22 protein-coding genes are annotated in these 23,409 nt (G+C 64.0%); 5 read left to right on the top strand and 17 right to left on the bottom strand.

What is annotated here, in order from left to right; genetic code table 11:
• Positions 1 to 5: 5 nt before the first annotated feature.
• From BMI85_RS04545 to BMI85_RS04570, 6 genes are all read right to left on the bottom strand, one after another.
• The gene (locus BMI85_RS04545; protein ID WP_078599653.1) at positions 6 to 848 is read right to left on the bottom strand and encodes an SDR family NAD(P)-dependent oxidoreductase; all 843 of its coding nucleotides are present in this window, start codon (positions 846 to 848) and stop codon (positions 6 to 8) included.
• 43 nt (positions 849 to 891) lie between these two features.
• Positions 892 to 1,917 (bottom strand): LacI family DNA-binding transcriptional regulator, encoded by a 1,026-nt coding sequence (locus BMI85_RS04550; protein ID WP_078599654.1) that lies wholly within the window; start codon positions 1,915 to 1,917, stop codon positions 892 to 894.
• 122 nt (positions 1,918 to 2,039) lie between these two features.
• Positions 2,040 to 2,933, bottom strand: coding sequence for an NAD(P)-dependent oxidoreductase (locus BMI85_RS04555; protein WP_078519924.1), 894 nt, complete (start codon positions 2,931 to 2,933; stop codon positions 2,040 to 2,042).
• 46 nt (positions 2,934 to 2,979) lie between these two features.
• Complete coding sequence (locus BMI85_RS04560; RefSeq protein WP_078539965.1) at positions 2,980 to 4,482, bottom strand: sugar ABC transporter ATP-binding protein; 1,503 nt, start codon at positions 4,480 to 4,482, stop codon at positions 2,980 to 2,982.
• A 65-nt stretch (positions 4,483 to 4,547) separates the two neighbouring features.
• Entirely contained in the window at positions 4,548 to 5,480 is a 933-nt protein-coding gene (locus BMI85_RS04565) for a sugar-binding protein (protein WP_078519926.1), read from the bottom strand.
• A gap of 167 nt (positions 5,481 to 5,647) precedes the next feature.
• Positions 5,648 to 6,574 carry an ABC transporter permease gene (locus tag BMI85_RS04570; RefSeq protein WP_208607944.1) on the bottom strand — a complete coding sequence of 309 codons (927 nt, stop codon included), beginning with the start codon at positions 6,572 to 6,574 and terminating at the stop codon, positions 5,648 to 5,650.
• 467 nt (positions 6,575 to 7,041) lie between these two features.
• Here BMI85_RS04570 and BMI85_RS04575 point away from each other — a divergent pair, with 467 nt between their 5' ends.
• Together BMI85_RS04575 and BMI85_RS04580 are read left to right on the top strand one after the other, a co-directional pair.
• Complete coding sequence (locus BMI85_RS04575) at positions 7,042 to 7,725, top strand: aspartate/glutamate racemase family protein (protein ID WP_078599655.1); 684 nt, start codon at positions 7,042 to 7,044, stop codon at positions 7,723 to 7,725.
• Between the two features lie 40 nt (positions 7,726 to 7,765).
• Positions 7,766 to 8,821: an aldo/keto reductase gene (locus BMI85_RS04580; protein ID WP_078519928.1), complete on the top strand. Its 1,056-nt coding sequence runs from the start codon at positions 7,766 to 7,768 to the stop codon at positions 8,819 to 8,821.
• 19 nt (positions 8,822 to 8,840) lie between these two features.
• Here BMI85_RS04580 and otnI read toward each other — a convergent pair whose 3' ends face one another.
• A complete protein-coding gene (gene otnI, locus BMI85_RS04585; protein ID WP_078599656.1) occupies positions 8,841 to 9,611 on the bottom strand; it encodes a 2-oxo-tetronate isomerase in 771 nt (256 codons plus the stop codon).
• A 3-nt stretch (positions 9,612 to 9,614) separates the two neighbouring features.
• Positions 9,615 to 10,541, bottom strand: a complete 927-nt coding sequence (ltnD, locus tag BMI85_RS04590) for an L-threonate dehydrogenase (RefSeq protein WP_078599657.1) — start codon at positions 10,539 to 10,541, stop codon at positions 9,615 to 9,617.
• Between the two features lie 198 nt (positions 10,542 to 10,739).
• Between ltnD and otnK the strand changes: the two genes are divergently transcribed.
• From otnK to BMI85_RS04605, 3 genes are read left to right on the top strand one after another with little or no spacing between them, the layout of a single operon-like run.
• Positions 10,740 to 12,017: a 3-oxo-tetronate kinase gene (gene otnK, locus BMI85_RS04595; RefSeq protein ID WP_078599658.1), complete on the top strand. Its 1,278-nt coding sequence runs from the start codon at positions 10,740 to 10,742 to the stop codon at positions 12,015 to 12,017.
• Positions 12,010 to 12,648, top strand: a complete 639-nt coding sequence (gene otnC, locus BMI85_RS04600) for a 3-oxo-tetronate 4-phosphate decarboxylase (protein WP_078519932.1) — start codon at positions 12,010 to 12,012, stop codon at positions 12,646 to 12,648. Before otnK ends, otnC begins: the two co-directional genes overlap by 8 nt.
• Positions 12,649 to 12,687: 39 nt before the next feature.
• Positions 12,688 to 13,581: an NAD(P)-dependent oxidoreductase gene (locus BMI85_RS04605; RefSeq protein ID WP_078569684.1), complete on the top strand. Its 894-nt coding sequence runs from the start codon at positions 12,688 to 12,690 to the stop codon at positions 13,579 to 13,581.
• A 156-nt stretch (positions 13,582 to 13,737) separates the two neighbouring features.
• Here BMI85_RS04605 and ugpC read toward each other — a convergent pair whose 3' ends face one another.
• The 9 genes from ugpC to BMI85_RS04650 all read right to left on the bottom strand — a co-directional run bounded on the left by ugpC (position 13,738) and on the right by BMI85_RS04650 (position 23,409).
• Positions 13,738 to 14,808: a sn-glycerol-3-phosphate ABC transporter ATP-binding protein UgpC gene (gene ugpC / locus BMI85_RS04610; protein WP_078599661.1), complete on the bottom strand. Its 1,071-nt coding sequence runs from the start codon at positions 14,806 to 14,808 to the stop codon at positions 13,738 to 13,740.
• A gap of 1 nt (position 14,809) precedes the next feature.
• Positions 14,810 to 15,802, bottom strand: a complete 993-nt coding sequence (locus BMI85_RS04615) for a levansucrase (RefSeq protein ID WP_078599663.1) — start codon at positions 15,800 to 15,802, stop codon at positions 14,810 to 14,812.
• Positions 15,803 to 15,808: 6 nt separating this feature from the next.
• A complete protein-coding gene (locus BMI85_RS04620) occupies positions 15,809 to 16,687 on the bottom strand; it encodes a carbohydrate ABC transporter permease (protein ID WP_078519936.1) in 879 nt (292 codons plus the stop codon).
• 1 nt (position 16,688) lies between these two features.
• The gene (locus tag BMI85_RS04625) at positions 16,689 to 17,756 is read right to left on the bottom strand and encodes a sugar ABC transporter permease (RefSeq protein WP_078545702.1); all 1,068 of its coding nucleotides are present in this window, start codon (positions 17,754 to 17,756) and stop codon (positions 16,689 to 16,691) included.
• Positions 17,757 to 17,824: 68 nt separating this feature from the next.
• The gene (locus BMI85_RS04630; RefSeq protein WP_078599666.1) at positions 17,825 to 19,087 is read right to left on the bottom strand and encodes an extracellular solute-binding protein; all 1,263 of its coding nucleotides are present in this window, start codon (positions 19,085 to 19,087) and stop codon (positions 17,825 to 17,827) included.
• Position 19,088: 1 nt separating this feature from the next.
• Positions 19,089 to 20,159, bottom strand: coding sequence for a LacI family DNA-binding transcriptional regulator (locus BMI85_RS04635; RefSeq protein WP_078545697.1), 1,071 nt, complete (start codon positions 20,157 to 20,159; stop codon positions 19,089 to 19,091).
• Between the two features lie 354 nt (positions 20,160 to 20,513).
• Complete coding sequence (locus BMI85_RS04640) at positions 20,514 to 21,689, bottom strand: iron-containing alcohol dehydrogenase (RefSeq protein WP_078599668.1); 1,176 nt, start codon at positions 21,687 to 21,689, stop codon at positions 20,514 to 20,516.
• A gap of 21 nt (positions 21,690 to 21,710) precedes the next feature.
• The gene (locus tag BMI85_RS04645) at positions 21,711 to 22,544 is read right to left on the bottom strand and encodes an ABC transporter permease (RefSeq protein WP_078539980.1); all 834 of its coding nucleotides are present in this window, start codon (positions 22,542 to 22,544) and stop codon (positions 21,711 to 21,713) included.
• The gene (locus tag BMI85_RS04650; protein WP_078545692.1) at positions 22,537 to 23,409 is read right to left on the bottom strand and encodes an ABC transporter permease; all 873 of its coding nucleotides are present in this window, start codon (positions 23,407 to 23,409) and stop codon (positions 22,537 to 22,539) included. The genes BMI85_RS04645 and BMI85_RS04650 overlap by 8 nt, the downstream gene beginning before the upstream one ends.

The following is a 23,409-nucleotide window of genomic DNA, read 5'->3' on the forward strand; positions in this document are numbered from 1 at the left end:
CCGCATCACTTCTTCAGCCACGCCTTGAAGGCGTCACCGTAATCGGGATGCCAGCGCGACAAGGGCGGGCGGTTCTCGGTGATGTCGCCCGCCGCCCAGAGGATGCGCTTCACGTCGGTAGCGCGATCCACGTCGTTGTCGGGGCAAAGGATGTAGAAATCGCCGCGCTCGATCGAGTCGAAGAGGAACTCCACGACCTGCTCGGGCGTCCAGGCATCGGCGGGTTTCTCGGTGCGCCCGCCTGCGGTGAGCGGCGTAAAGACGAAGCCCGGGATGAACAGCCGCGCCTCGACCTTGCAGTCTTCACGATTGCGCAGCTCGTGCTGCAAGGCCTCGGTGAAGGCCTTCACGCCAGCTTTCGACACGTTATAGGCCGGATCGCCCGGAGGCGTGGTGATCCCCTGCTTGGAGCCGGTATTGACGATCAGGCCCGGCGCGCCCGACGCGATCATGCGCGGCGCGAAGATCTGGCTGCCGCGGATGATGCCACCCATATTCACGTCGAGGATGCGGTCCCAGTTGCCTTCCGCATCGAAGATCGAGCTGCCGGGCTGCATGCCCGCATTGTTCATCAGCAGATTGACCGGCCCGAAATGCGCCCAGACCTCATCGGCGAGCGCCGTGAGCTGAGCCCGGTCCGAGACATCGGTGGCCTGCGTCATTACGTCAGCCGCCGCCGCGCCCGCAGCGATCAGGGCGTCGTAGGCGGCTTCGAGCGCAGCCCCCGGCAGATCGGCGATGCAGACACGCATCCCCAGCCCGGCGAGGTGGCGGGCGGCGGCGAGGCCGATACCCGAGGCCCCTCCGGTGACGACTGCGACATTGCCTTTGGCGAGAGCGGGATGCATGGGATTTCTCCTTTTTTCGTTCGGTGTCCGAGATCGGCGCGCCTCAGGCGGTTGCGCCGGCGAAGACCTCGAAATCAGTGTCGATGATGGTGGGTGTCGACGGGCGCTCGGGCGAGGCCAGAACCTCCTCGATCGCCTTCTTGCCGATGAGATAACGGTTCGAGCGGACGGTCGAGAGCGGCTGGGGCAGCTCCTTGCCGATATCGAGACCGTTGAAGCCGAATATGGCGAATTGGTCAGGCAGGCTGATACCTTCGGCAAGGCAGTGGAAGACGCCGCCCACGGCCATGTCGTCGTTGGAATAGACCGCGACGTCGATCTGCGGGGCCGACGCACGCAGGCGCGCGGTCTGCTCCCGGCCCGTCCCGACCGAGCTGGGTCCGTCGTCGATCGCATGCGCTTCGATCGAGAGTCCCGCTTCGGACAGCGCCTCGCACAACCCGTCATAGCGCAGCCGCGCCCGGCGGTCGGCGTTCCAGTCATGGCCGACATAGCCGAAATGGCGGTAGCCGCGCGAGATCAGGTGGCGACCGATCGCGTGGCCCGCGCGGCGATGCGAGGTACCCACCGCGATGTCGATCGGCGTGCTGTCGATATCCATCATCTCGACGACGCGGATGTCGCTTTGCTCGAGCATCTTGCGGGTGGCGTCGGTGTGGTCGAACCCGGCGAGCAGGATCGCGGCGGGTTTCCAGCTGAGAATGCCGCGCACGACGGCCTCTTCGCGGTCGACATTGTAATCCGTGGTCGAGATCACCGGCTGCAGGTCGCTTCCGTCGAGCCCGGCATGGACGCCCTGCAGAACCTCCGGGAACACGATGTTGGAGAGCGACGGGATGACGACGCCCACGAGGAAGGAGTCGAGCGAGGCCAGCGAGCCCGCGATGCGGTTGGGGACGTAGCCCATCGCGCGGACCGTCTCCATGACCTTCTCGCGGGTGGACTCGGCGACGAGCCCCTTGTTGCGCATGATCCGCGATACCGTCGACTCGCTGACATTGGCACGGCGCGCGACCTCGCGCACCGTGATCTTGCTCTTGCGGTCGGGCAATCGCTGCTTGGTCCCCATGACGCTTTCCTCCAATTCCTTTCGGGCAAGCCCGAGTTAATGACCCAGAAATGCACCTAGCGGCAGCGTTTTCAAAGGCCATACGTGCATTGGCGCTAAAAACATCGCGGGGACCGTGGCGATCATACCTCCACGTATTTGCGCCACGGATGCGCTTCCTTGAAGCCCAGAACCTCGCGCGCCTTGCGGTTCGAAATCGGCGCCTCATCGGGGCCCATCTCGCGGGTGATCGGCGTGTTCGGGCAGTATTTCTTCAAGAACTCGGTGGTCGGCATATCGGCGGTGATCGTGTCGTTGACCGCGTTGAACACCTGATAGCCCAGCCCGTCCTTCTCGATGCACAGATGCACGATCTCACCCAGATCGCGGGCGTCGATATAGCTCCAGGCGTTGCGCTTGCGGCTCATCGGGTCCTTAAGGAAGCCCTTGAACATGCCGTATTCATCCGGCTCGATCACGTTACCGATGCGCAGCGCATAGATATCCGCGCCGTAGCGGGCGGCGAAAGCGCGGGCGGTCTTCTCGTTGCAGACCTTGGAGAGGCCGTAGCTGTCCATCGGATCGCTGTCGTAATCTTCCTCGAGCGGGAAGGAGTGGAAATCCTTGTCGCCCTCGGCGAAGCACACGCCGTAGGTCGTCTCGGATGAAGCGATGATCACCTTGCGCACGCCGAGCTTCATCGCCGCCTCGAGCACATTGTAGGTGCTCATGACGTTGGCCTGATAGGTCACGTTGTCGGGCTCGATCAGCACGCGCGGGATCGCGGCGAAATGCACGATCGCATCGGGCGGCGAAGGCGGCGCGCCTTTCTCGAACCCGCCGAAGTCGTGGTGGGTGGTCAGCGCGTTGAACACGGCGCCGCTGTCGGTCACATCGGTGATCAGCGTGTTGACGCCGGGCAAATCGAGCGGCTTGAGGTCGACGTTGAGCACATCGTAGCCCTTGCTCAGCAGATGCGGCACCGCATGACGCCCAGCCTTGCCGGTTCCGCCTGTAAATACTACGCGCTTGGTCATTTCAGTCTCCGTTTCGTTCATTCACATTTGGTTCGACGGGACGGCCTCAGCCGGTCGCCGCCAGCATCACGCTCTCCTGCGTGGCGTTCTCTCGGGTCAGTTCACCGCTGATCTTCCCCTCCTTCAGCACGATCACACGGTCGCTGATCGCAAGGATCTCCGGCAGGTCCGAAGAGACCACGATGATCGACATGCCCTCCTCGGCCATCTTGCCCAGCAACGTGTGGACCTCGGCCTTCGCGCCAATGTCGATCCCGCGCGTCGGTTCGTCGACGATCAGGATCTGCGGGCGGCGCGCAGCCCATTTCGCCAAGACGACCTTCTGCTGGTTGCCGCCCGACAGGTTGAGCACCTTCTGCTCGGGCGACGGTGTCTTGATGCCCAGCGCGCGGATGTAATCCGCACAGGCCGCGGTTTCCTTGCGACGGTTCACGAAGTCGAGGCTGCAATAGTCACTCAGATGCGTCAGCGAGAAATTCTCGCGCACCGACATGCCGAGAACAAGCCCGCGCGACTGCCGATCCTCGGTCACAAATCCGAGCCCATGCTCGATCGCGTCCGAGGGAGAGGAAATCCGCGCCGGTTTGCCATTGATCGAAATCTCGCCGCTATGCGGGCGGCTGCCGAAGATCATCTCCATCACTTCGGTCCGCCCGGCGCCGACCAGACCGAAGAAGCCCAGCACCTCGCCGCGACGCAGGTCGAAATCGACGTCGCGCACGAAGACGCCTTCGTCCTTCACGCGCTTCTCGGTGAGATTGCGCACCGACATCAGAACCTCGTCGGTCGCGTGGGAGATGTGATGGCCGAACAACTGATCGAGCTCGCGATCCACCATCAGGCGCACCAGCAGATCGCTCGTCATCTCGGACACGGGCCGGGTGTCCACGGTGCGCCCGTCGCGCAGCACGGTGACGCGGTCGGCGATCTCGAAGATCTCCTCGAGCTTATGCGAGATGAAGACGATGCCGACACCCTGCGCGGCCAGCTTGCGCGACATGCGCAACAGCGTCGATGCCTCGTGGTGGCTGAGCGACGCGGTCGGCTCGTCCATGATGATGAGTTTGGAATTGTAGGAGATGGCGCGGGCGATCTCGATCAGCTGCCTCTGGCCGATCGAAAGCGTGCCGACCATCGCTTCGGGATCGATTTCCACGCCAAGCTCGTGCAGCACCGCGCGGGTATCCGCATTCATCTTGGTGCGGTCGATCAGGCCGGTGGGCAACAGCGGCTCGCGCGCGAGAAAGACGTTCTCAGCGACGGTGAGGTTATTCACCACCGCGAGTTCCTGGTAGATGATCGAGATACCGAGCGACCGGGCATGGACCGGATTCTTGATCACGACGGGCTCGCCCTCGACCCGGATCTCACCGCCCGGATCCGCGCGCAGAACGCCTGTCATGATCTTCATCAGGGTGCTCTTGCCGGCGCCGTTCTCACCCGCCAGCACATGCACCTCTCCGGAATTGAGATGCAGGTCGACGTGGTCCAGCGCCTTCACCCCGGGAAAGGTTTTGGAAATGCCGATCATTTCGAGAAACGGTTTCATCGCGGCCTCTGGCTGAAGAATGTCGGGCGGGACCGCGTTTGGCCCCGCCCAGGTCTTGTCGGAGATCACTTGGTGTAGCTGTCGAGGTTGTCGGCAGTCACAACGGTCACACCGGTGTCGATGTTCTGCGGGTCGGTCTCTTCACCCTTGATCTGGGCCACGAGATGCTCGACCGCCAGCTTGCCCATCGTGATCGGACGCTGCACCATGATGCCGTCGATGAAGCCTTCCTTCACGCCTTTGATCGTGTCGGGCAGATCGTCGAAGGCAAAGACCTTCAGCTGGCCTTTCTTATCCGCGAATTCCTGCTGCGCGAGAACCTTCGCCACGGCCGGGCCACCGACCTGGCTGATGCCGAAGATGCCTGAGAGGTTCGGGTTGGCGCGCAGGAGCGCCTCGGTCACCGACACGGCGCGCGCGAGGTCATCCTCGGTGCCTTCGGTCGCGACCAGCTTGATGTCGGGATAGTCCGCCAGCGCTTCCTTCACGCCGTCGATCCGCTCGTTCAGGTTCGAGGCGCCGAGCTGACCGGTGACGATCGCCACCTCACCCTTGCCGCCGAGCGCTTCGGCCATGGATTTGCCCATGGTCACGCCAGCCTGCTTGTTGATCGTGCCGATATACATGCTGCGCGAGCTGTTGGCGCTGTCACTGTCGAAGGTGACGACCTTGATGCCCGCATCGGTGGCCTGCTTGATGATCCCTTCGACCGATTTCGGCTCGTTGACCGAGATCCCGATCCCGTCGACATGGCGCGCCATCAGGTCCTCGATGATCTTGACCTGCGTCGAACCTTGCGTGTTCGCGGGCACAACCCACTGATACTTCACGCCCAGTTCATTGGCCGCTTCCGCGCCACCGGTGTTGCAGTCGTCGAAGAACGGAACGGCCACTTTCGGCACGAGCGCCACGGTGATGTCCTGAGCATAGGACGCTGCCGTCCCCATACCGGTTGCCAGGGCTAGAACCGCAGCGGCGGCTTTCATTGCAATACGCATCTTATCTCCTCCTCCGGACCCAACCAACCGCGGCGGGCCCCTGTTGTTGATGCAGTTTCGGTTTCACGCCCCGCACCGGGGCATTCTTCGTCCGGATCTCGCGCCGCTCTCTCCTCTTCGAGACGCGGTCCGGCTTCTTGATCTTGTTCCTTCCCGGACGGCGCGGCTCAGCCGCGCCCGCCCATCCGATTGCGCAGCACGTCGAGGCTGACCGCGATCAGGATCACGCCGCCGGTAATGGCCTGCTGGGCATAGGTGTTGATGTTGAGCAGCACGACGCCGTTGGCGATCTCACCGATCAGGGCAGCCCCGATGACCGCACCGAGCACCGAGCCGATACCGCCCGCGAGGCTCGCCCCGCCGATTGCGGCCGCGGCGATCACTTCAAGTTCCGAGCCAAAGCCGGACGCCGGTTCCGCCGAAAGATAACGCGAGAAGGCGATGACGCCGGCCAGCGCGGAAATCGTCGAAGACAGGACGTAGACCGCGAGCTTGACGCGCTGAACCTTCACCCCGCTCAGACGCGCCGCGTTCTCGTTGCCGCCCGTGGCGTAGACGTGCCGACCGAAGCGGGTCCGGGTCATGATGACCGTGAAGATGAGCGTCAGCACGAGCAGGATGACCACCGGCACCGGCACCGGGCCGACATAGCCCTGCCCCAGAAAGCTGAAGCTCTCGGGCGTCTCCGGGGTCAGCGGCACGCCGTGGGTGATCATGTACATAAGGCCGCGACCGATGCTCAGCGTGCCGAGCGTGGCGATGAACGGCGGCAGGCCGATCGCAGTGATCAGCAGCCCGTTGGTCAGCCCGAAGGCAAGCCCGACACCGAGCCCCGCAGCCACCGCCGCATATTGCGAATAGCCCGCGTCGAAACAGAGCGCCGTGATCAGACCGGCAAGCCCCATCGCGGAGCCAACCGACAGGTCGATCCCGCCCGTGATGATGACCATCACCATGCCGATGCTCATGATCGCCGTCAGCGAGAATGCCCGCGACACGCCCATCAGGTTCGACACGGTCAGGAAATACGGTGTGAACAGGCTGATCAGCAGCCCCATCAGGATCAACGCGATCAGAACGTTGAATTCACGCATGTGACGCAGTTGAAGCAATTGATGCAGGACTCGCATGGATTTCCTTTCCGATGGCGTGACCGAATTTTCCGACAGTGCCAAAACGCCCCTCCCTTCTCCGCATCCCCGACGTTCCACTCGCTCATCCCGGAACCGATCTCGTCGGTGAGGGGCTGGCGGGTCGAACGGGGATACGCCCGAAAATGCTAGCGCTGCCATTCCTCCGGTGACAGCGCTGTCATATTGCGAACTGCAAAGACGACTTGTCAATCAGCAAATAACAAAAACTTGTCTCAGGACAGGTGTCGGAACGACGCGCCCTCCCCGGCGGAACATAGTTCCGACCCCCGCCGAAGCGTTTCAAACAAGGGTCTTGAGACATTCCGGCTTGTCATCGCGCCGGGTCCGTGGTGATACTCGCAAAACATGACAGCGCTGTCATAACCAACGGGGCGAAAGCACCCAGACCGCAACAAAGGAGCCCGCCCATGACCGACGAAAGCTACGAATCACCCCGCCCCCTGGCGATGATCCACACCGTCGCCGGGCTGATCCCGGAACTCGAAGGTCTGGCGCAGGAGCACCTGCCCGACTGGAAAGTGTTCAACATGCTCGACGAGAGCCTTTTGCGCCTGACGATCCGCGAGGGGTCGGTCAGCCCGATGACGGCGCGACGCCTGACGGGCATGATCTGGTCGGCGGTCGATGCGGGGGCCGAAGCCGTCCTCGTGACCTGCTCCAGCCTCGGCGGCGCGGTCGAACGTATCGCACCGCTCTGTCCCGTCCCGCTGATCCGTATCGACGAGGGAATGGCGCAGGAGGCGGTCGCAAAAGGCCGCCGCATCGGCGTGCTCGCAACCCTGCAATCGACCCTGACACCCACCGTCGAACTGGTCGAACGCGTCAGCCGCGAGGCCGGGGCGGACAGCACCATCACGAGCGAGGTCGTCGAAGGCGCCTTCGAGACGCTGCAATCGGGCGACCGGGAGGGACATGACGCGCGGGTGGCCGAAGGCATCGCCCGGCTCGCCCGCGAAAACGACGTGGTGGTTCTGGCACAGGCCTCGATGGCACGCGCGCTCAAACGGCTCGAACCGAGCGCGGATGACCCGCCGGTCCTGACCAGCCCGACGCTGGGCATCGCCCATGCAGCAAGACGTCTGGCGCGCTGATCGCGCCTGAGGAAACGATACTCAAGAGGAGGAGATATCCATGAAATACAGAACCCTAGGACGATCGGGGCTCAAGGTCTCGGTGCTCACGATGGGCACGTTCACCTTCGGCGGCGCGGGCGCCTTCAAGGCCGTCGGCGCCCAAGGCGTCAGCGAAGCGCGCAAGCTGGTCGACACCTGCATCGACGCCGGTATCAACCTCTACGACACCGCGAACATGTACTCGACCGGCCTGTCGGAAGAGATCCTTGGCGAAGTGCTCGACGGTCGGCGCGATGACGTGCTGATCTCCTCCAAGGCGCGGATGCGGATCGCCGACGGCCCCAACGACGAGGGCTTTTCGCGCTATCACCTGATCCGCGAATGCGAACGCTCGCTCAAGCGGCTGCGCACCGACCACATCGACATCTACCACATGCATGAATGGGACGGCGTGACCCCGATGGAGGAAATGGTCTCGGCGCTCGATACGCTCGTGCAACAGGGCAAGGTCCGCTACATCGCCTGCTCGAATTTCTCGGGTTGGCACATCATGAAGGCGCTCGGCGTCAGCGACCGGAGCCTGCGCGAGCGCTTCGTGGCCCAGCAGATCCACTACACGCTCGAGGCCCGCGAGGCGGAATACGAATTGCTACCGATCTCGGTCGATCAGGGGCTGGGCGTCTTGGTCTGGAGCCCGCTCGCCGCCGGCCTCCTGTCGGGCAAGCATCGCCGCGGCAAGGACACTCCGGAAGGCTCGCGTCAGTTCGCAGGCTGGACCGAGCCGCCGATCCGCGACGAAGAGAAGCTGTGGAACATCGTCGACACGCTGGTCGAGATCGGCGACGCGCATGGGGTCTCGGCCGCGCAGGTCGCGCTGGCATGGCTGCTGACGCGTCCTGCAGTCAGCTCGCTCGTCATCGGCGGACGTAACGAACAGCAGTTCCGCGACAATTTCCGCGCCGTGGATCTGGAGCTGAGCGAGGACGAGCTGAAGCGGCTGCACGAGGTCAGCAAGCTGCCCGTGATCTACCCCTACTGGCACCAGCAGCAATTCGCCTCGGACCGGTTCAGCCCGGGCGACTGGGCGCTGCATCGCGATTACATCGAAAGCTGATCAGGGGCGCGCCTTCGTCTCAGGCGAAGGCGCGCATCCACCCGAGGCCATCCTCTGTCCGGCCCGCCGGGCGATATTCGCAGCCCACGAACCCCTCATAGCCCAGCGCGTCCAGCTCACGCAGGATGCGCGTATCGTCGAGCTCACCGGTTCCGGGCTCATGCCGATCCGGCACCGCAGCGATCTGCACATGCCCGATGATCGGCGCCATCTCCCGCAGCCCCATCAGCACGTCACCGTGCAGGATCTGGCGGTGATAGATGTCGAATTGCAGCTTGAGATTGGGCAGCCCCAACGCCGCGATCAGATCGGCGGCGAAGCTGAAATCATCCAGAAAATACCCCGGCATGTCGCGCGTGTTGATCGGCTCGATCACCACGTCGCGCCCCTGCGCCCCGGCGGCATCGCAGACCCGCCGCAGCGAGTCGCGATAGGCCTGCCGCGCTGCCGTATCTTGGCGTGAGGCCAGCCCGCTCATCACATGGACCCGCCCTACCCCGGTCGCCTCTGCATAGCGCAGCGCGGTGTCGATCGAGGCCCGGAATTCCTCTCCCCGCTCCGGCAGAGCCGCCAGCCCGCGATCACCCGCCGCCCAATTGCCGGGCGGCAGATTGAAGAGCGCCTGCGTCAGCCCGTGCTCCTGCAGCCGCTCCGCGATCGCCTCGGGCTGGTGGTCATAGGGAAAAAGATATTCGACCGCATCGAAGCCTGCCTTTTTCGCCGCAGCGAAGCGGTCGAGAAAATCGTGCTCGGTGAACATCATCGTCAGGTTGGCGGCAAATCTGGGCATCGCTCAGCCCTCGCTTGCAGGCGTGGCAGACGGCAGCTCGAGACCTGCGATATCCGCCAGCATCCGCGCCACCGAGGCGTCATCGTCGCGCCCCATCCCGGCCGCCGCTGTCATGACGAACATCTGCATCGCCGTGCTTGCAATCGGGGTCGGGAATTTCAGGTCCCTCCCGATATCCGCGACGATTCCGAGGTCCTTGGTGAAAATATCCACCGCACTGCGTGGGCTGTAATCGCCCTCGAGCACGTGCGGCACCCGGTTCTCGAACATCCAAGAGTTGCCCGCCGAGGCGGTGATCACCTCGTAGACCTTCTCCAGATCCAGATCCATCGCCTTGGCGAAGGTGATCGCCTCGCAGGCCGCCGCGATGTGCACCCCGGCCAGAAGCTGATTGACCACCTTGAAAGCCGCGCCCGTGCCCGCCTCCTCGCCCAGCTCATAGACCTTGGCCGCGACGCTATCGAGCGCCGGACGGATGCGCGCAAAGGTCGCAGACGGCCCCGAGCCCATGATCGTCAACTCACCGCTGGCCGCACGCACCGCACCGCCGCTGATCGGCGTGTCGAGATACTCCACGCCGACCTCGGCGCAGCGCTTGGCGAAGACGCGCGCCAGATCGGGCGCCATCGTGGCGCAGGACATCACGACGCCGCCTTTGGACATGCTCGCGACAGCTCCGCCCGGTCCGAAAAGCACCTGCTCTGTCTGGTCGGCATTGACGACCACGGCGATCACCAGATCCGCATCTTGCGCACCCGTCGCAGGTTCAGCCGCAACCGCACCGCCAAGCGCCGCGAAGCGCTCCATCGCATCGACATTCACATCGACGCCCGTCACCGCGAACCCGTCTCGCAGCAAGCTCTCGGCCATGCCGAAGCCCATCGATCCCAGACCGATGACACAGACCTTCGTCTCTTGGGGTGACTTCATGCGGAATACCTCTCAATCGCCGATTTCTAGTCTCACTCCGCCCCCTCCCAGCGTCCATCTTGCGCTTGCATTGCTGGAATGATAGCGTTGTCATTACATCGTTAGCCCGAGCCGCAACGGCTTGGCAAGGGCTATGTGAAATCGCCGTCCCGAGCCGTCGGGGCGATCGGCGATCTGTGGACCGAGGGAGGAATTTCCATGCTGATCGGAGCGGTCGCCGACGATATTACCGGCGCCACTGACCTGTGCCTGATGCTGTCACGCAGCGGATTGAAGACGCGGCAGGTCATCGGCCTGCCGGGGCCGCAAATGGACCTGTCGGGAGCCGATGCGGTGGTGGTCGCGCTGAAGTCGCGCACCATTCCGGCAGCCGACGCGGTCGAGATGTCGCTGCAGGCCGCGAAGGCCCTGCGCGCAGCTGGGGCGCAGCGCCTGATGTTCAAGTATTGCTCGACCTTCGACTCCACCGACGAAGGCAATATCGGGCCCGTCACCGAGGCCCTGATGGAGTTCACCGGCGCGACGCTGACCATCGCCTGCCCCGCCTTTCCGGCGACCGGGCGCACGGTCTACAAGGGCCACCTTTTCGTGGGCGACCGCCTGCTGTCGGAAAGCCCGCTGAAAGATCACCCGCTCACCCCGATGCGCGACCCCGATCTGGTGCGCGTTCTGGGGCGGCAGACGGCGCTGAAAGTGGGCTCCATCGACATCACCACGATCCGGCAGGGAGAGGCCGCGCTGCGCGAGGCGCTCGACGCCGCACGTGCCGCTGGCACCCGCATCGTCGTCACGGACACGATCGACGAATCGGATCTGATGACGCTCGGCGCGGCCTGCGCGGAGATGCCGCTGATTACCGGCGGCTCGGGCATCGGTCTGGGTCTGGCCGCAGCACTTCGCGACCAGAGCGACGCGCATAGCGCCCCGGATCGGATGCCGGCCCCGGAGGGCCGCTGCGCGATCCTCGCGGGCTCCTGCTCGGTCGCGACCCGTGGCCAGATCGCGGCGGCGCAAGCGGCGGGCCTGCCGAGCCGCGCGCTCGACGTGGAGGCACTGACCGAAGGCAGACAGAGCGCGGATGAGATCGCCGACTGGGCCATCGCGCAGCCCGCCGACAGCACACCCCTGATCTATTCCAGCGCCGATCCTGCGCAACTCAGCAAAATCCAGTCCCGTCTGGGCCGTGACGCCTCCGGCGCGCTGGTCGAAGACACGCTGGCCGCGGTCGCCGAACGCCTGCGCGACGCCGGGTTCACCCGGATGCTGATCGCGGGCGGCGAGACGTCGGGCGCGGTGACGACGGCCCTCGGCGTGCGCCTGCTCGACATCGGCCCGGAGATCGACCCCGGCGTGCCGTGGACGATGAGCCTGTCGGGCCCGCGCCTCGCGCTCGCGCTCAAATCGGGCAATTTCGGCGCCGAGGATTTCTTCCTCAAGGCGTGGGACCTGCTGGAGCCGGAGGCCGAACATGTCTGACGAAACGCGTTTGCGCGACCAGATCTGCACCATCGGGCGCTCGCTCTTCGATCGCGGCCTGACCGCCGGGTCTTCGGGCAATATCTCGGCGCGGCTGCCCGATGGCGGCTGGCTGATGACGCCCACCAACGCCTCGCTCGGCACGCTCGATCCGGCCCGGATCTCGCTCTTCGACCGGGATGGAAATTTCGTCTCGGGCGACAAGCCGACCAAGGAATCCTTCCTGCATTTCGCGATGTATGACGAGCGTCAGGAGGCGGGCGCGGTGATCCACCTGCACTCGACCCATTCGACGGCCGTCTCGATCCTGCGCGATATCGACCCCGAGGACGTGCTGCCGCCGCTGACCGCCTATCACGTGATGCGCGTGGGCAAGCTGCCGCTTGTCCCCTACTACGCGCCGGGCGATCCCGAACTGGCCGAGGCCGTGCGCTCGCTCGCCAGCGCGCATCACTCGGTGCTGCTGGCCAATCACGGCCCCGTCGTCGCAGGCACCAGCCTGTCGAACGCGCAATACGCCGCCGAAGAGCTGGAGGAGACTTCCAAGCTGTTCCTCGCGCTGCAAGGCCACGCGATCCGCCCGCTCACCCAGTCGCAGGTCGCGGACCTGCGCAAGCGCTTCAATCTCTGACACGATTTTCACGACCTACCGACCCAAGCGGAGTACCCAATGACTAAGACCCAGGAAACCATCGGCTTCATCGGCACCGGCCTGATGGGCCACGGCATGGCCAAGAACATCGTCGAGAAAGGCTATCCGCTGACCGTGATCGCCCACCGCAACCGCAAGCCGATCGAGGACCTGGTCTCGCGCGGGGCGACCGAAGCATCGTCCTATGAAGACCTCGCCGCCCGTTCGTCGATCATCTTCCTGTGCCTCACCGGCGCGCCCGAGGCCGCCGAGGCGGTCGCGAAGCTGACGCCGGGCCTGAAAGAAGGCAGCGTGATCATTGATTGTTCGACCGGCGAACCGACCATGACGATGAAGCTCGCACAGGACATGGAGGCGATCGGCGTCGCCTATGCCGATGCACCGCTCAGCCGCACCCCGAAAGAGGCCTGGGAAGGTACGCTCGATTGCATGGTCGGCGCGGATGAAGAGCTGTTCGCCCGCATCGAACCTGTGATCGACACCTGGGCGGGCAAGATCGTGCGCGTGGGCAGTCTGGGCGACGGCCACCGTATGAAGCTGCTCAACAACTTCATCTCTCTCGGCTATGCCGCGCTTTATTCCGAAGCCCTCGCGCTGTCGCGCAAGGTCGGCATTCCGATCGAGCAGTTCGACAAGGTGATCCGGGGCGGCCGGATGGATTGCGGCTTCTACCAGACCTTCATGGGCTACGCGCTCGAGGGCAACCGCGAGGCGCACAAGTTCACCCTCGCCAATGCCTACAAAGATCTGCGCTATGTCGAGACGATGGCCAATGCCGCCACCGTCGCGACCCCGCTCGCCAGCACGGCCAAAAACGCCTTCGCGATGGCGATGGCGACCGGTGGCGATGGCTCTGAAGATTACGTGCCGCATCTCGCGGATTTCGTAGCACGCGCGAACGGGCTCGACTGAGCCCACGCACCTCCCGGAAGCGACGTCTCAGCCCGGCCAGAAATGGTCGGGCTGAGCATTTACCGGCCCCACCTGAGGGGGTCGTTTTGAGTGTTCGAACTTGGCCGACCTCAGGTCCTTCGGGAGGATATTTTCGGGGCCGATGGGTGCCACCCCTCACTCGTCGGGGTGGAACAGATGCGTCCGGGCGGGGTCGAACGCCAGATCGATCCGTTCGCCGCGTTCGAATTGCTTGTCCTCGCTGAAGGCGGCGATCAGGCTCGTGCCGTCCGCCATCGCCAGATCGACAACCGTTTCACTGCCCAGCCGCTCGACGAGCGATACCTGACCGTGCAGGACGCCCTCATCGGGCGTGCTGGGGGTGACGTATTGCGGGCGCAGGCCCAGCAGGGCGGTGTCGCCGGGGGCGAATTTACGACCGCGCACGGGCACGACGATCGGGTCCATGGAGTGGCGCGCGACCTTGGCGTTTTCACTGTCGGCCTCCAGGACTTCGACCTCGAGGAAATTCATCGACGGCGCGCCGAGGAAGCCGGCGACGAAGCGGTTGGCCGGGTTGTGATAGAGCTCCATCGGCGAGCCCGACTGCATCACCAGCCCGTCGCGCAGCACCACGATCTTGTCGGCGAGCGTCATCGCCTCGACCTGATCGTGGGTGACGTAGATCATCGTCGCGCCCAGCTGCTTGTGGAGCTTTCCGATCTCCATGCGCATGTCCATCCGAAGCGCCGCATCGAGGTTCGAGAGCGGCTCGTCGAAGAGGAAGACCGAGGGGTTGCGGGTGATCGCGCGCCCGATCGCGACGCGCTGGCGCTGGCCGCCCGAGAGCTGGCTGGGGCGACGGTCGAGCAGATGCTCCATCTGCAGGATCTCGGCGGCGCGCTGCACCTTCTCCGCCTTCTCGGCCTTCGAGGCGCCCGAGATGGTGAGGCCGAAGGCCATGTTTTCGCGCACGCTCATATGCGGGAAGATCGCGTAGCTCTGGAACACCATCGCCACGCCGCGTTCGCGGGGCTGCACGTCATTGACGCGCTCGCCGTCGATCTCCAGCGTGCCGCCCGAGATGTCCTCGAGCCCGGCGATCATCCGCAGCAGCGTGGATTTCCCGCAGCCCGAGGGGCCTACGAAGACGCAGAACTCGCCATCGGCGATGTCGATATCGACTCCGCGGATGACCTCATGGGCGCCATAGCTCTTTCGCAGGCCGCGCAGCTTGATGTCTGCCATGTCATTTCCCTCCCTGCTCGGCATCCGGGTCGATGTGAAGATAACCCTCCGCATCCACGAGAACGGGCTCCGGGTCGCGGATCTGGCCGACGAAATGGTCGTGGCCGTTGTCGTCGAACCCCATGATCACAAGACCCTCGGCGGTCTTGAGGATACGCGCGGCATAGCGCCGGCACGGGTTCGCGCCATCGAGGAAGCCGGGGGCGATCCGCCACGGCCCGCGCGGGTCGTCTGCGATCAGGTAGTGGTTGCCGGTCACCGGGGTCATGCCGGTGTCCGCGATGCGCGCGCGGCTCCAATGTTCGGCGGCGGTGCAGAACAGGCAATACCAGCGCCCGCTCTCCTCGAAGACCTGCGGCACTTCCAGCTGGCCGAACCCGCCGACGAAGACCGGCGGCTGCAATTCCCAGTGGATCAGGTCGGGCGAGGTGGCGAAGCCGATGGCCCCGGCCGCGTTCGCCTCTTCGATGCCGGGGGCGCGGGCGGTGAAATACATCAGCCAGCCATCGCCTGCGGGGTCGCGCATCACCCAAGGGTCGCGCATCGCCCGGTCGTGCCAGTGACCGACCATATGTTTTGCCTCGTACTGCGCGGCATTGGGGCCGGTCAGGTCGAGGCAGAGCCCGTCGCCCACGCGGTCCCAATTATGCATATCATGCGAGGTTGCATGACCGATGCGCTGATAGAGCCCGTCTTCAGACTGCCGACCGCCCGTGTAGAACAGGTGCCACAGCCCGTCATCGTCGCGCAGCACCGACCCGGTCCAGGTGACCAGATCGTCCCAGGCCGGGGCCGGAGCCGGGGCGAGCGACGTCCCCAGATGCTGCCAGCTTATCAGGTCGTCCGAGACCGCGTGGCCCTGGCTCACGTTGAAGTGGCGCAGGTCCGGATCGCCGAGCGACTTGTCGGCCTTGAGGAACCAGGCATGCCAGCGTTCGCCATCATGGGCATACCAGCTGTCCCAGACCCATTGCTTGTCGAGTGCGAGAACCATGTCGGATTATCCTTTCACGCCGGTAGAGGCGATGGAGGCGATGAACGCCTTTTGAAGCACGAGATAGAAGGCGAGAACCGGCACCGTGATCAGCGTCAGGTAAGCCATGATCTCCCCCCAGGCGGGGTTGAGTTGGAAGAAATACTGCAGGCCGACCATCACCGGGCGATACTGCTCTTGCTGGACCACGATCAGCGGCCAGAGATACTGGTTGTACATGATCAGGAATTTCAGGATCGCAGCGGTCGCGATGACAGGCCCCGAGAGCGGGATCACCACGCGGCGATAGATCTGGAACCAGCTTGCGCCCTCGACGCGGGCCGCTTCGATCAGCTCACCGGGCAGGCCTTTGAAATACTGCACGAAGAGGAAGATCGTCAGCCCGTCCGCGATCCACGGGATGATCTGCACGCGGTAGCTGTCGAGCCAGCCCCAGCTGAGCCCGTCCAGCCCCAGCCAGGGCAATTTCGACACTTCCAGCAGAAGCGGGATCGCGATCGTCTCGAACGGCACGATGAAGGTCGCGAGAATGATCGAGAGCATCACGTCGCGCCCGCGCCATTGCAGGAAGACGAAGGAGAACCCGGCGAGCGAACAGATCACCAGCGACAGCAGCACGGTCGTGCCGGTCACGAAGATCGAGTTGAAGACGAAGAGCCCGACCGGGGCGCGCTCGAAGGCGCCGGTGTAATTGTCGAGGCTGAGCTGGCCCACCGGCAGGAAGGCGCGCAGGCTCGACGTGTCGCGCAGCAGCTCGTCGCTGGGCTTGAAGCTGGACATCACCATGAACAGCAGCGGCAGAACGAAGATCAGCGCGATCAGGATCAGCACGAGATAGCGCACACCCAGCCGCAGATTGCGGTTATCGGAACCAATGACACTCATTTCAGCGCTCCCTCGTCAGCCAGCGTTGGATCATCGAAATCACCAGAACGATCAGGAACAGGATCACCGAGATCGCCGAGCCGCCCGCGATGTTCTGCATCCCGTAGCCGCGCTGCACGGCCTGGAAGACCAGCGTCTGGGTGGAGTCGAGCGGGCCGCCCTTCGTCATGACGTCGATCTGGGCGAAGATCGCGAAGGCCTGCATGGTGATCACGATCAGCACCAGCACGGCGGTGTGGCGCAGCCCCGGCCAGGTGACATAGCGGAAGGTCTGCCATTTCGACGAGCCTTCGATCGCAGCGGCCTCGTAAAGCGTGGGCGGGATCGTCTGCAGCCCGGAAAGCCAGATCACCATGTGGAAGCCCACCGCCTGCCAGATCGACATCGTGATGATTGCGCCAAGCGCGGTATGTGGATTGCCCAGCCAGTCGACGGGCTGGAAATGCCCGAAGCTCAGGAAGGACAGCATGTTGTTCAAGAGCCCGTTCTGCCCCGAATAGATGAAACGCCAGAGCAGCGAGACGACGACGATCGAGACGACGACGGGCATGAAATAGATGGTGCGGAAGATCGTGATCCCGCGCAGTTTCTGATTGATCAGCAGTGCGAGACCCAGCGCGATCGCGGCTTGGATCGGTGCGACCATCAGCACGAAGATGCAGGTGTTGAGCAGCGCTTTCCAGAAGACGACGTCGCTTGCGATCACCACATGCGCCGTGTCGCCCGAGACCCAGCGGAACCATTCCTGCATGCCGTGATATTGCGGCGTGTCGGGGTTGCGCGTGATGGAGCGCAGGCGGGGAAATTCGGCCTGTCCATCGGCATCGGTGACGGTCTTGCCCGCGCTATCGGTCTTGGCCTGAAGGTCGACCACCGCGATGTTGAGCATTTCCCGGTAGTTCTCGAGGCCTACGAAACGCGTGGCATTGGGCGAGATCAGCCGCTGGTTGGTCAGCGAGAAGCCGACGCCCAGAAAGAAAGGCGTGATGATGAAGGCGAGGATCAGCACGATGCCCGGCAGGGCAAAGGCCCATCCCGCCCGATTGGCGGAAGTCAGTGACGAGCGCATGGCGCGGTCTCCCGGTCTGAAGTTGGAGGCGGGGGCGCGGCAATCGCGCGCCCCCGCGGCACAGCGGCTCAGTTCTTCTTGTAGCCGTCGTTGCGCTTGATATCGGCGTTGATCTGGTCGGTGGCGGAATCGAGCGTGTCGATCACGTCAGCCCCGTCCGCGATATCCGCGGCGGCCTTCTGGAACACCTTGGAGTCGACGACGTAGCCGGGCGTCACCGGACGTTTCTCGGCTTGCGCCTCGGACAGGCCGTAGAACACTGCAAGCGGACCGCCCGTCTTGTAGTTCTTCGTCATCTGCGCGGCCGACTTGGTCGCCGGGATCAGGCCGAGCGCATCCGAGAACTCCGCCAGGTACTTGTCCTGCGTCGCGAACTTGATGAACTCCGCCGCACCCTCGGGAGCCGTGGAGCTGGCCGAGATGCCGAACTGCCAGGACGCGCCGCCGATCTTGGAACCGTTGCCGAAATCAGGCGCGGGCAGGAACTCGACATCGTCGACCTTGTCCATCGTCTTGACCGCATTCCAGTTGCCGTTCCACGAGAAGGCGTATTTGCCGTCGATGAAGCCGGTTTCATGGGCTGCCGGGTCCTGGCTGGTGCCGGGCGCCAGCTTTTCGGTAAACAGCGACTGCCACCAGTTGCCCCATGCGATCGCGGCATCGCCGTTGAGCACGCCCTCTGCGGTGTCATAGGTCTCGCGGTTGACCAGCCCGCCGCCGAAGCTCTGCAGGAAGGGCAGGAACGCATAGGGATACCACTCGCCCTTGTCCGACATGCCCAGATCGATTGCGTAGTCGAACTTGCCGCTCTTCTTCGCGGCTTCGAGCGCGCTCATGAACTCGTCTTTGGTCCAGGGTTTGTCGAGCGTGGGCGGGCGCAGCCCCAGCTCTTTCATCGTGGACTTGCGCGCATAAAGCGCGACCGCCGCGTCCCACAGCCCGATCGAGTAGAGCTTGCCGTCATAGACGCCCTTGGTGCCGGGCAGGAAATCCTTGAAGTGATCTTCCGGGATCGGCAGCGGCTGCAGATAGCCCGACCAAGCCCAGTTCGGCATGATCGGCCCGTCCATGTCGAGAATGTCGGGCAGGTTGCCTGCAAGGGCTGCTGCCGTCACCGAGTCATTGTAGCTGTTCTGCGGGAAGCTCTGCAGCGCGACCTTGTAGTCCGACTGGCTCTTATTGAAGTCGTCGATGATCTGGTGGACGATCTTGCTCTCCACCTTGTTGCCTGCACCGTGATACCACATCGTCAGATCGGTGGTCGCGAAGGCAGCACTGCAGAACCCGGTGGCGGCAATGACCGCCCCGGCCGTCACATTCAATAGTTTCATGTCATCCTCCCTTGGATGTCTGGCTTTCGAGTTCGAGGTCGGTCACGGAGGAGCGCCAGAATACGCGTCCCGCCACCCGCACAGGGTCGTGCGGACGGGATGCCTCCTCCGAGATCAAGGAAAGCAAAAGCTCGGCCGCCTGCCTGCCCATCTCGGCATAGGGCAGTTCGACCGTGCTCAGCGGCGGGTAGAGGGTCTCTGCGATCGCACGGTAATTATCGAAACCGGCGATGGAGATATCCTCCGGGACACGGATGCCGCGGGTGCGCAGCAATCCGTAAAGCTGCATCGCCATCTCGTCATTGCCGCAGCAGATCACTGTTGGCGGTTCCGGCAGGGCGAGGATCCGGTCGAGCGCCTCGTCGAGCCACCGGTGCAGAAATTCGGTGTTGATCGGGTAGCCTGTCGATACGAGCGCGGGGTCGTAGGCGATCCCCGCAGCCTCAAGCGCTTCGCGATACCCCTCGATGCGCAGCGGCACCGCATCCATCGCGGGATCGAATGTCAGATAGGCAATGCGCCTGTGGCCATGCGCGGTCAGACGCTCGACGAGCCGTTTCTCGCACGCCTTGTCGTCGGGCACGATCGCCGGGGTGCCATGGGCGTCGTAGCAGTTTGCGAGCACGAGCGGGCAAGCCGGTGTCGCGGTCTCGAACGCCACCCGCTTGTGATAGTCGGCGACATAGATCAGCCCCTCGACCCGATGCTCCTGAAACGTGCGCAGGAGCGCGGGAACCTTGTCGATCTGTCCGGCCGTATCCGCGATCATCAAGGTCAGATCGCGCTCGGCGACGACCTGCTGAATGCCCTGAAGGATGAACAGATCGGGCAGACCCTTGGGGTCGGACAGCTCGGCCGTGCGCGAAATCGCCCCCGTCACGACGCCGATTAGACCCGACCGATTCGAGCGCATCATGCGTGCCGCGCTCGAGGGGACATATTTCAACTCGCGAATGGCGGTTTCCACCTTCTCGCGGGTCTTTTTGCCGACCGGCGCATCCCCGTTCACGACGCGCGACACCGTTTTCGGCGAAACGCCAGCCAGCTTTGCTACATCGTAAATCGTCGACACGACGGCCCCTCCAACGCAGAGAAAACCCCGCGACTCCCAAAAGACATCGATGTCATAATCAGAAATGTCATCGATGTCAAATTGAGTTGGGAGGCGCCCCTTAGGCCCTGCCCCGTGCGCCTTGGAAGTGCGATCTCCCGAACTGGAGCTCTCCCAGAGCCCTCAGCACCACCACGAAGTCCGGGTGATCGATAAGCGGTTCAATATCTTCGGAATGCATATTCCCGCGCAGGGCCCGCACGCGCGCGATCGTTCTCGGGCCGATTGTAGCCGGGCAGCACGACAAGGCCGACGCCGAGCGACGACAGGCCGCCCCCCGATGCCTTGAGGATCGCATGCGCCGCAGCCCGGCAGTCAGCGTGCGGCCCGCAAGATCTGCTCGACCCCTTCCGCGTCCAAGCGGATCGGATTGCCTCCGGCGCACGGATCGCGCAACGCATCGGCGATCAGATCGGGAATATCACTGTCATTCACCTTCACGCCCATTTCGCTCAGCGTCGAAGGCATGTCGATGCGCGCCTGCAACGCCTCGAGCCAGGCAAGAACCGCCGCGCCGGGATCGCCGCCCTCGAGCCGCAATTCATGCGCGAGCGTCGCCATCTGCTCTCTCACGGCAGGCAGGTTGAAGCGGAGCACATGGGGCATCAGCACCGCGTTGAGCATTCCGTGATGCGCATCGTAACGCGCGCCCAACGGATGCGCCAAGGCGTGAACCGCGCCGAGCCCCTTTTGCAGGGCCGTGCAGGCCATTGCGGAGGCGACGATCATGTTCGAGCGCGCCTCGAGATTTTCGGGCTCCCAGTAGGCCGTCGCGAGGGCCCCGTCGATCATCTTCAATGCCGTCAGGGCCAAGCCATCGGCCATCGGGTGCCAACCCGGCGCACAGAGCGCTTCCAGCGCATGCGAAAGCGCATCCATACCGGTCGCAGCCGTCAGAGTGGGCGGCAGGCCAACGGTCAGCTCGGGATCGAGGATGACCAGCTCCGGCAGCATCTCGGGGTGGAAGATGATGACCTTGCGATGGGTCTGGGTATCGGTGATCACCGACGATCTGCCGAATTCGGAACCCGTCCCTGCCGTTGTCGGAACGGCGATGACCGGCACCATTCCCTCGGTCTGAACGCGCCGGAAGTTGTCGCCGACATCCTCGAAATCCATCAGGGCGCGCGACTGCCCCGCCATCATCGCGACCGCCTTGGCAGCATCCATCGCGGAGCCCCCACCAAGCGCGATGACGCAATCATGGCCGCCTTTGCGCAAGATCTCCCGCCCCGCCATGACATTTTCCACAGTGGGGTTCGGCTGCACGTCATGGAAAAACCCGGGCTCCATGCCTGCAGCTTTCACGATCTCCAGCGCCTGCGTTACGATCGAAGAGGTGGCGAGGCCCCTGTCGGTGATCAGCAGCGGTGCCTTCGCACCGATCTCCGCCAGGCCTGCGGGAAGATCGGACAGGCGCCAGGCTCCGAACCAGACTTGCGTCGGGAAACTCCAGCGCGCGTGGAGGCTCGCAAAATCGAATTCACCCATGGGAAGGTCCTGTCGAAGTGATCAGCTCTCGGCAATCGCGCTCAGGCGGCGACGGGCGGCGCGTTTGCGCAACCTGTCGACGGCGAAGATCAATACCAAGGCGGGGATGAAGGTCAGCGTGGCGAGGGCCGGGTAGATCGGGGACGACCCCACCGCGATCCCCGAGAAGACGAAGGTCGGAAGCGTGCGCGTCGAGCCCGAGAGGCTGTAGGTGATGTAGAAATTCCCCCACGATAGCAGGAAGGCGAAGATCGCGGCCGAGAAGATTCCCGGCCAGATCAGGGGAAGCGTGATCTCCCGCAGGATCTGCCAGCGGGTCGCCCCCGCATCCTCGGCGGCATAGTCGAGCGTGTTGTCGTAGCCCTGCATCTGCACCGAGATGATCACGATGCAGAACGGCGTGATGTAGATGACATGCCCGATCACCGCAGACCAAAGCCCGGGCGACATGTTCAGCCAGCCGGCCAGCACCGAGAACCACAAGAGCATCACGACGCCCAGCAGAAGCTGCGGGAACAAAAGCGGCGCGAAGGTCAGGATGCGAAAGCCCCACTGGAAGCGGAACTTGTAGCGGCTCCAGGCGAAGGCGCCCCCGATGCCGAGAAGCGTCGCGAAGACCGTCGCGAGCACCGCGAGAAGCGCCGAATTGCCAAGCGCGGACCAGAAATCGCGATCCGCCAGCAACTCGCCATACCAGCGGGTCGAGAATTCGGGGATCGGCCAGGACAGGAAGCGGCTCTTGGTGAAGGAGAACAGCACCAGCGTGGCAATCGGGATGTAGAAGAAAATCAGCGCGGCGATCACGGAGCCGTAAAGCAGGACATCCGCAATTCGCTTTTCCATGCGATCAGTCATTTACCACCCTCCGCGCCTGCCAGAGCGCGACCGCTCCGGCCACCGTCAAAGCCGCCGCCCCGATCACGATCAGCACGAGCGTCAGCGCCGCGCCCAGGGGCCAGTTCACGCGGGTCTCGAAACTCTGTCGGATCAGTTCCGCCGCGAGCGGAGAGGTCCCGCCCCCCATCACCTTCGGCTCGAGAAAGACGCCGAGGCTGAGGACGAACACCAGAACCGCCCCCGCCCAGATACCGGGCTTGGCAAGCGGCAAGGTCACCTCGATGAAGGCGCGCAGCCGCGAGGCGCCCGCATCACGTGCCGCGAGCACCAGATCGCCGTCGATCCGCGCCATGGAGAGCGCGATGGTGAAGATCGTGTAGGGCAGCAGGTTGTAGACCATGCCGATCATCGTCGCGTTCGGCGTGAACAGCACGTTCACCGCGGCCGGTGGGAATCCGATCGCCTCGAGCGTGCCGTTCAACACGCCGGAGCGGTCGAGAAACAGCACCCAACCGAAGGTCTTCAGGACCGCGTCGGTGAGAAAGGCGAAGACCATCAAGAGGGTGATATGGTCGGACCAGCGCGACAGGCGATGCAGCATGCCATAAGCGATCGGGATCGCGAGGATGGTGCAGAGCACCGTGCAGACCAGCGCCATCATCAAGGTGCGCCACATGATCGTCCAGTAATGGACCTGGCTGAACACGTCGGTCCAGACCTTCAGATCCCATGTCCAGACAAGCCGATAGTATTGCGTGCCCTGAAAGCTCAGGAGCGCCGTCATGATCAGCGGGATCACGAAGAACAACCCCATCAGCAGCAAGAGAGGCAAGGTCGACAGGCGCAACGCCCCGTCCCGCCAGGATTTCTGTATCTCGGCCAT

This window comes from Thioclava sp. DLFJ4-1, from assembly GCF_002020145.1.
GTDB classification, from domain to species: Bacteria; Pseudomonadota; Alphaproteobacteria; order Rhodobacterales; family Rhodobacteraceae; genus Thioclava; species Thioclava sediminum.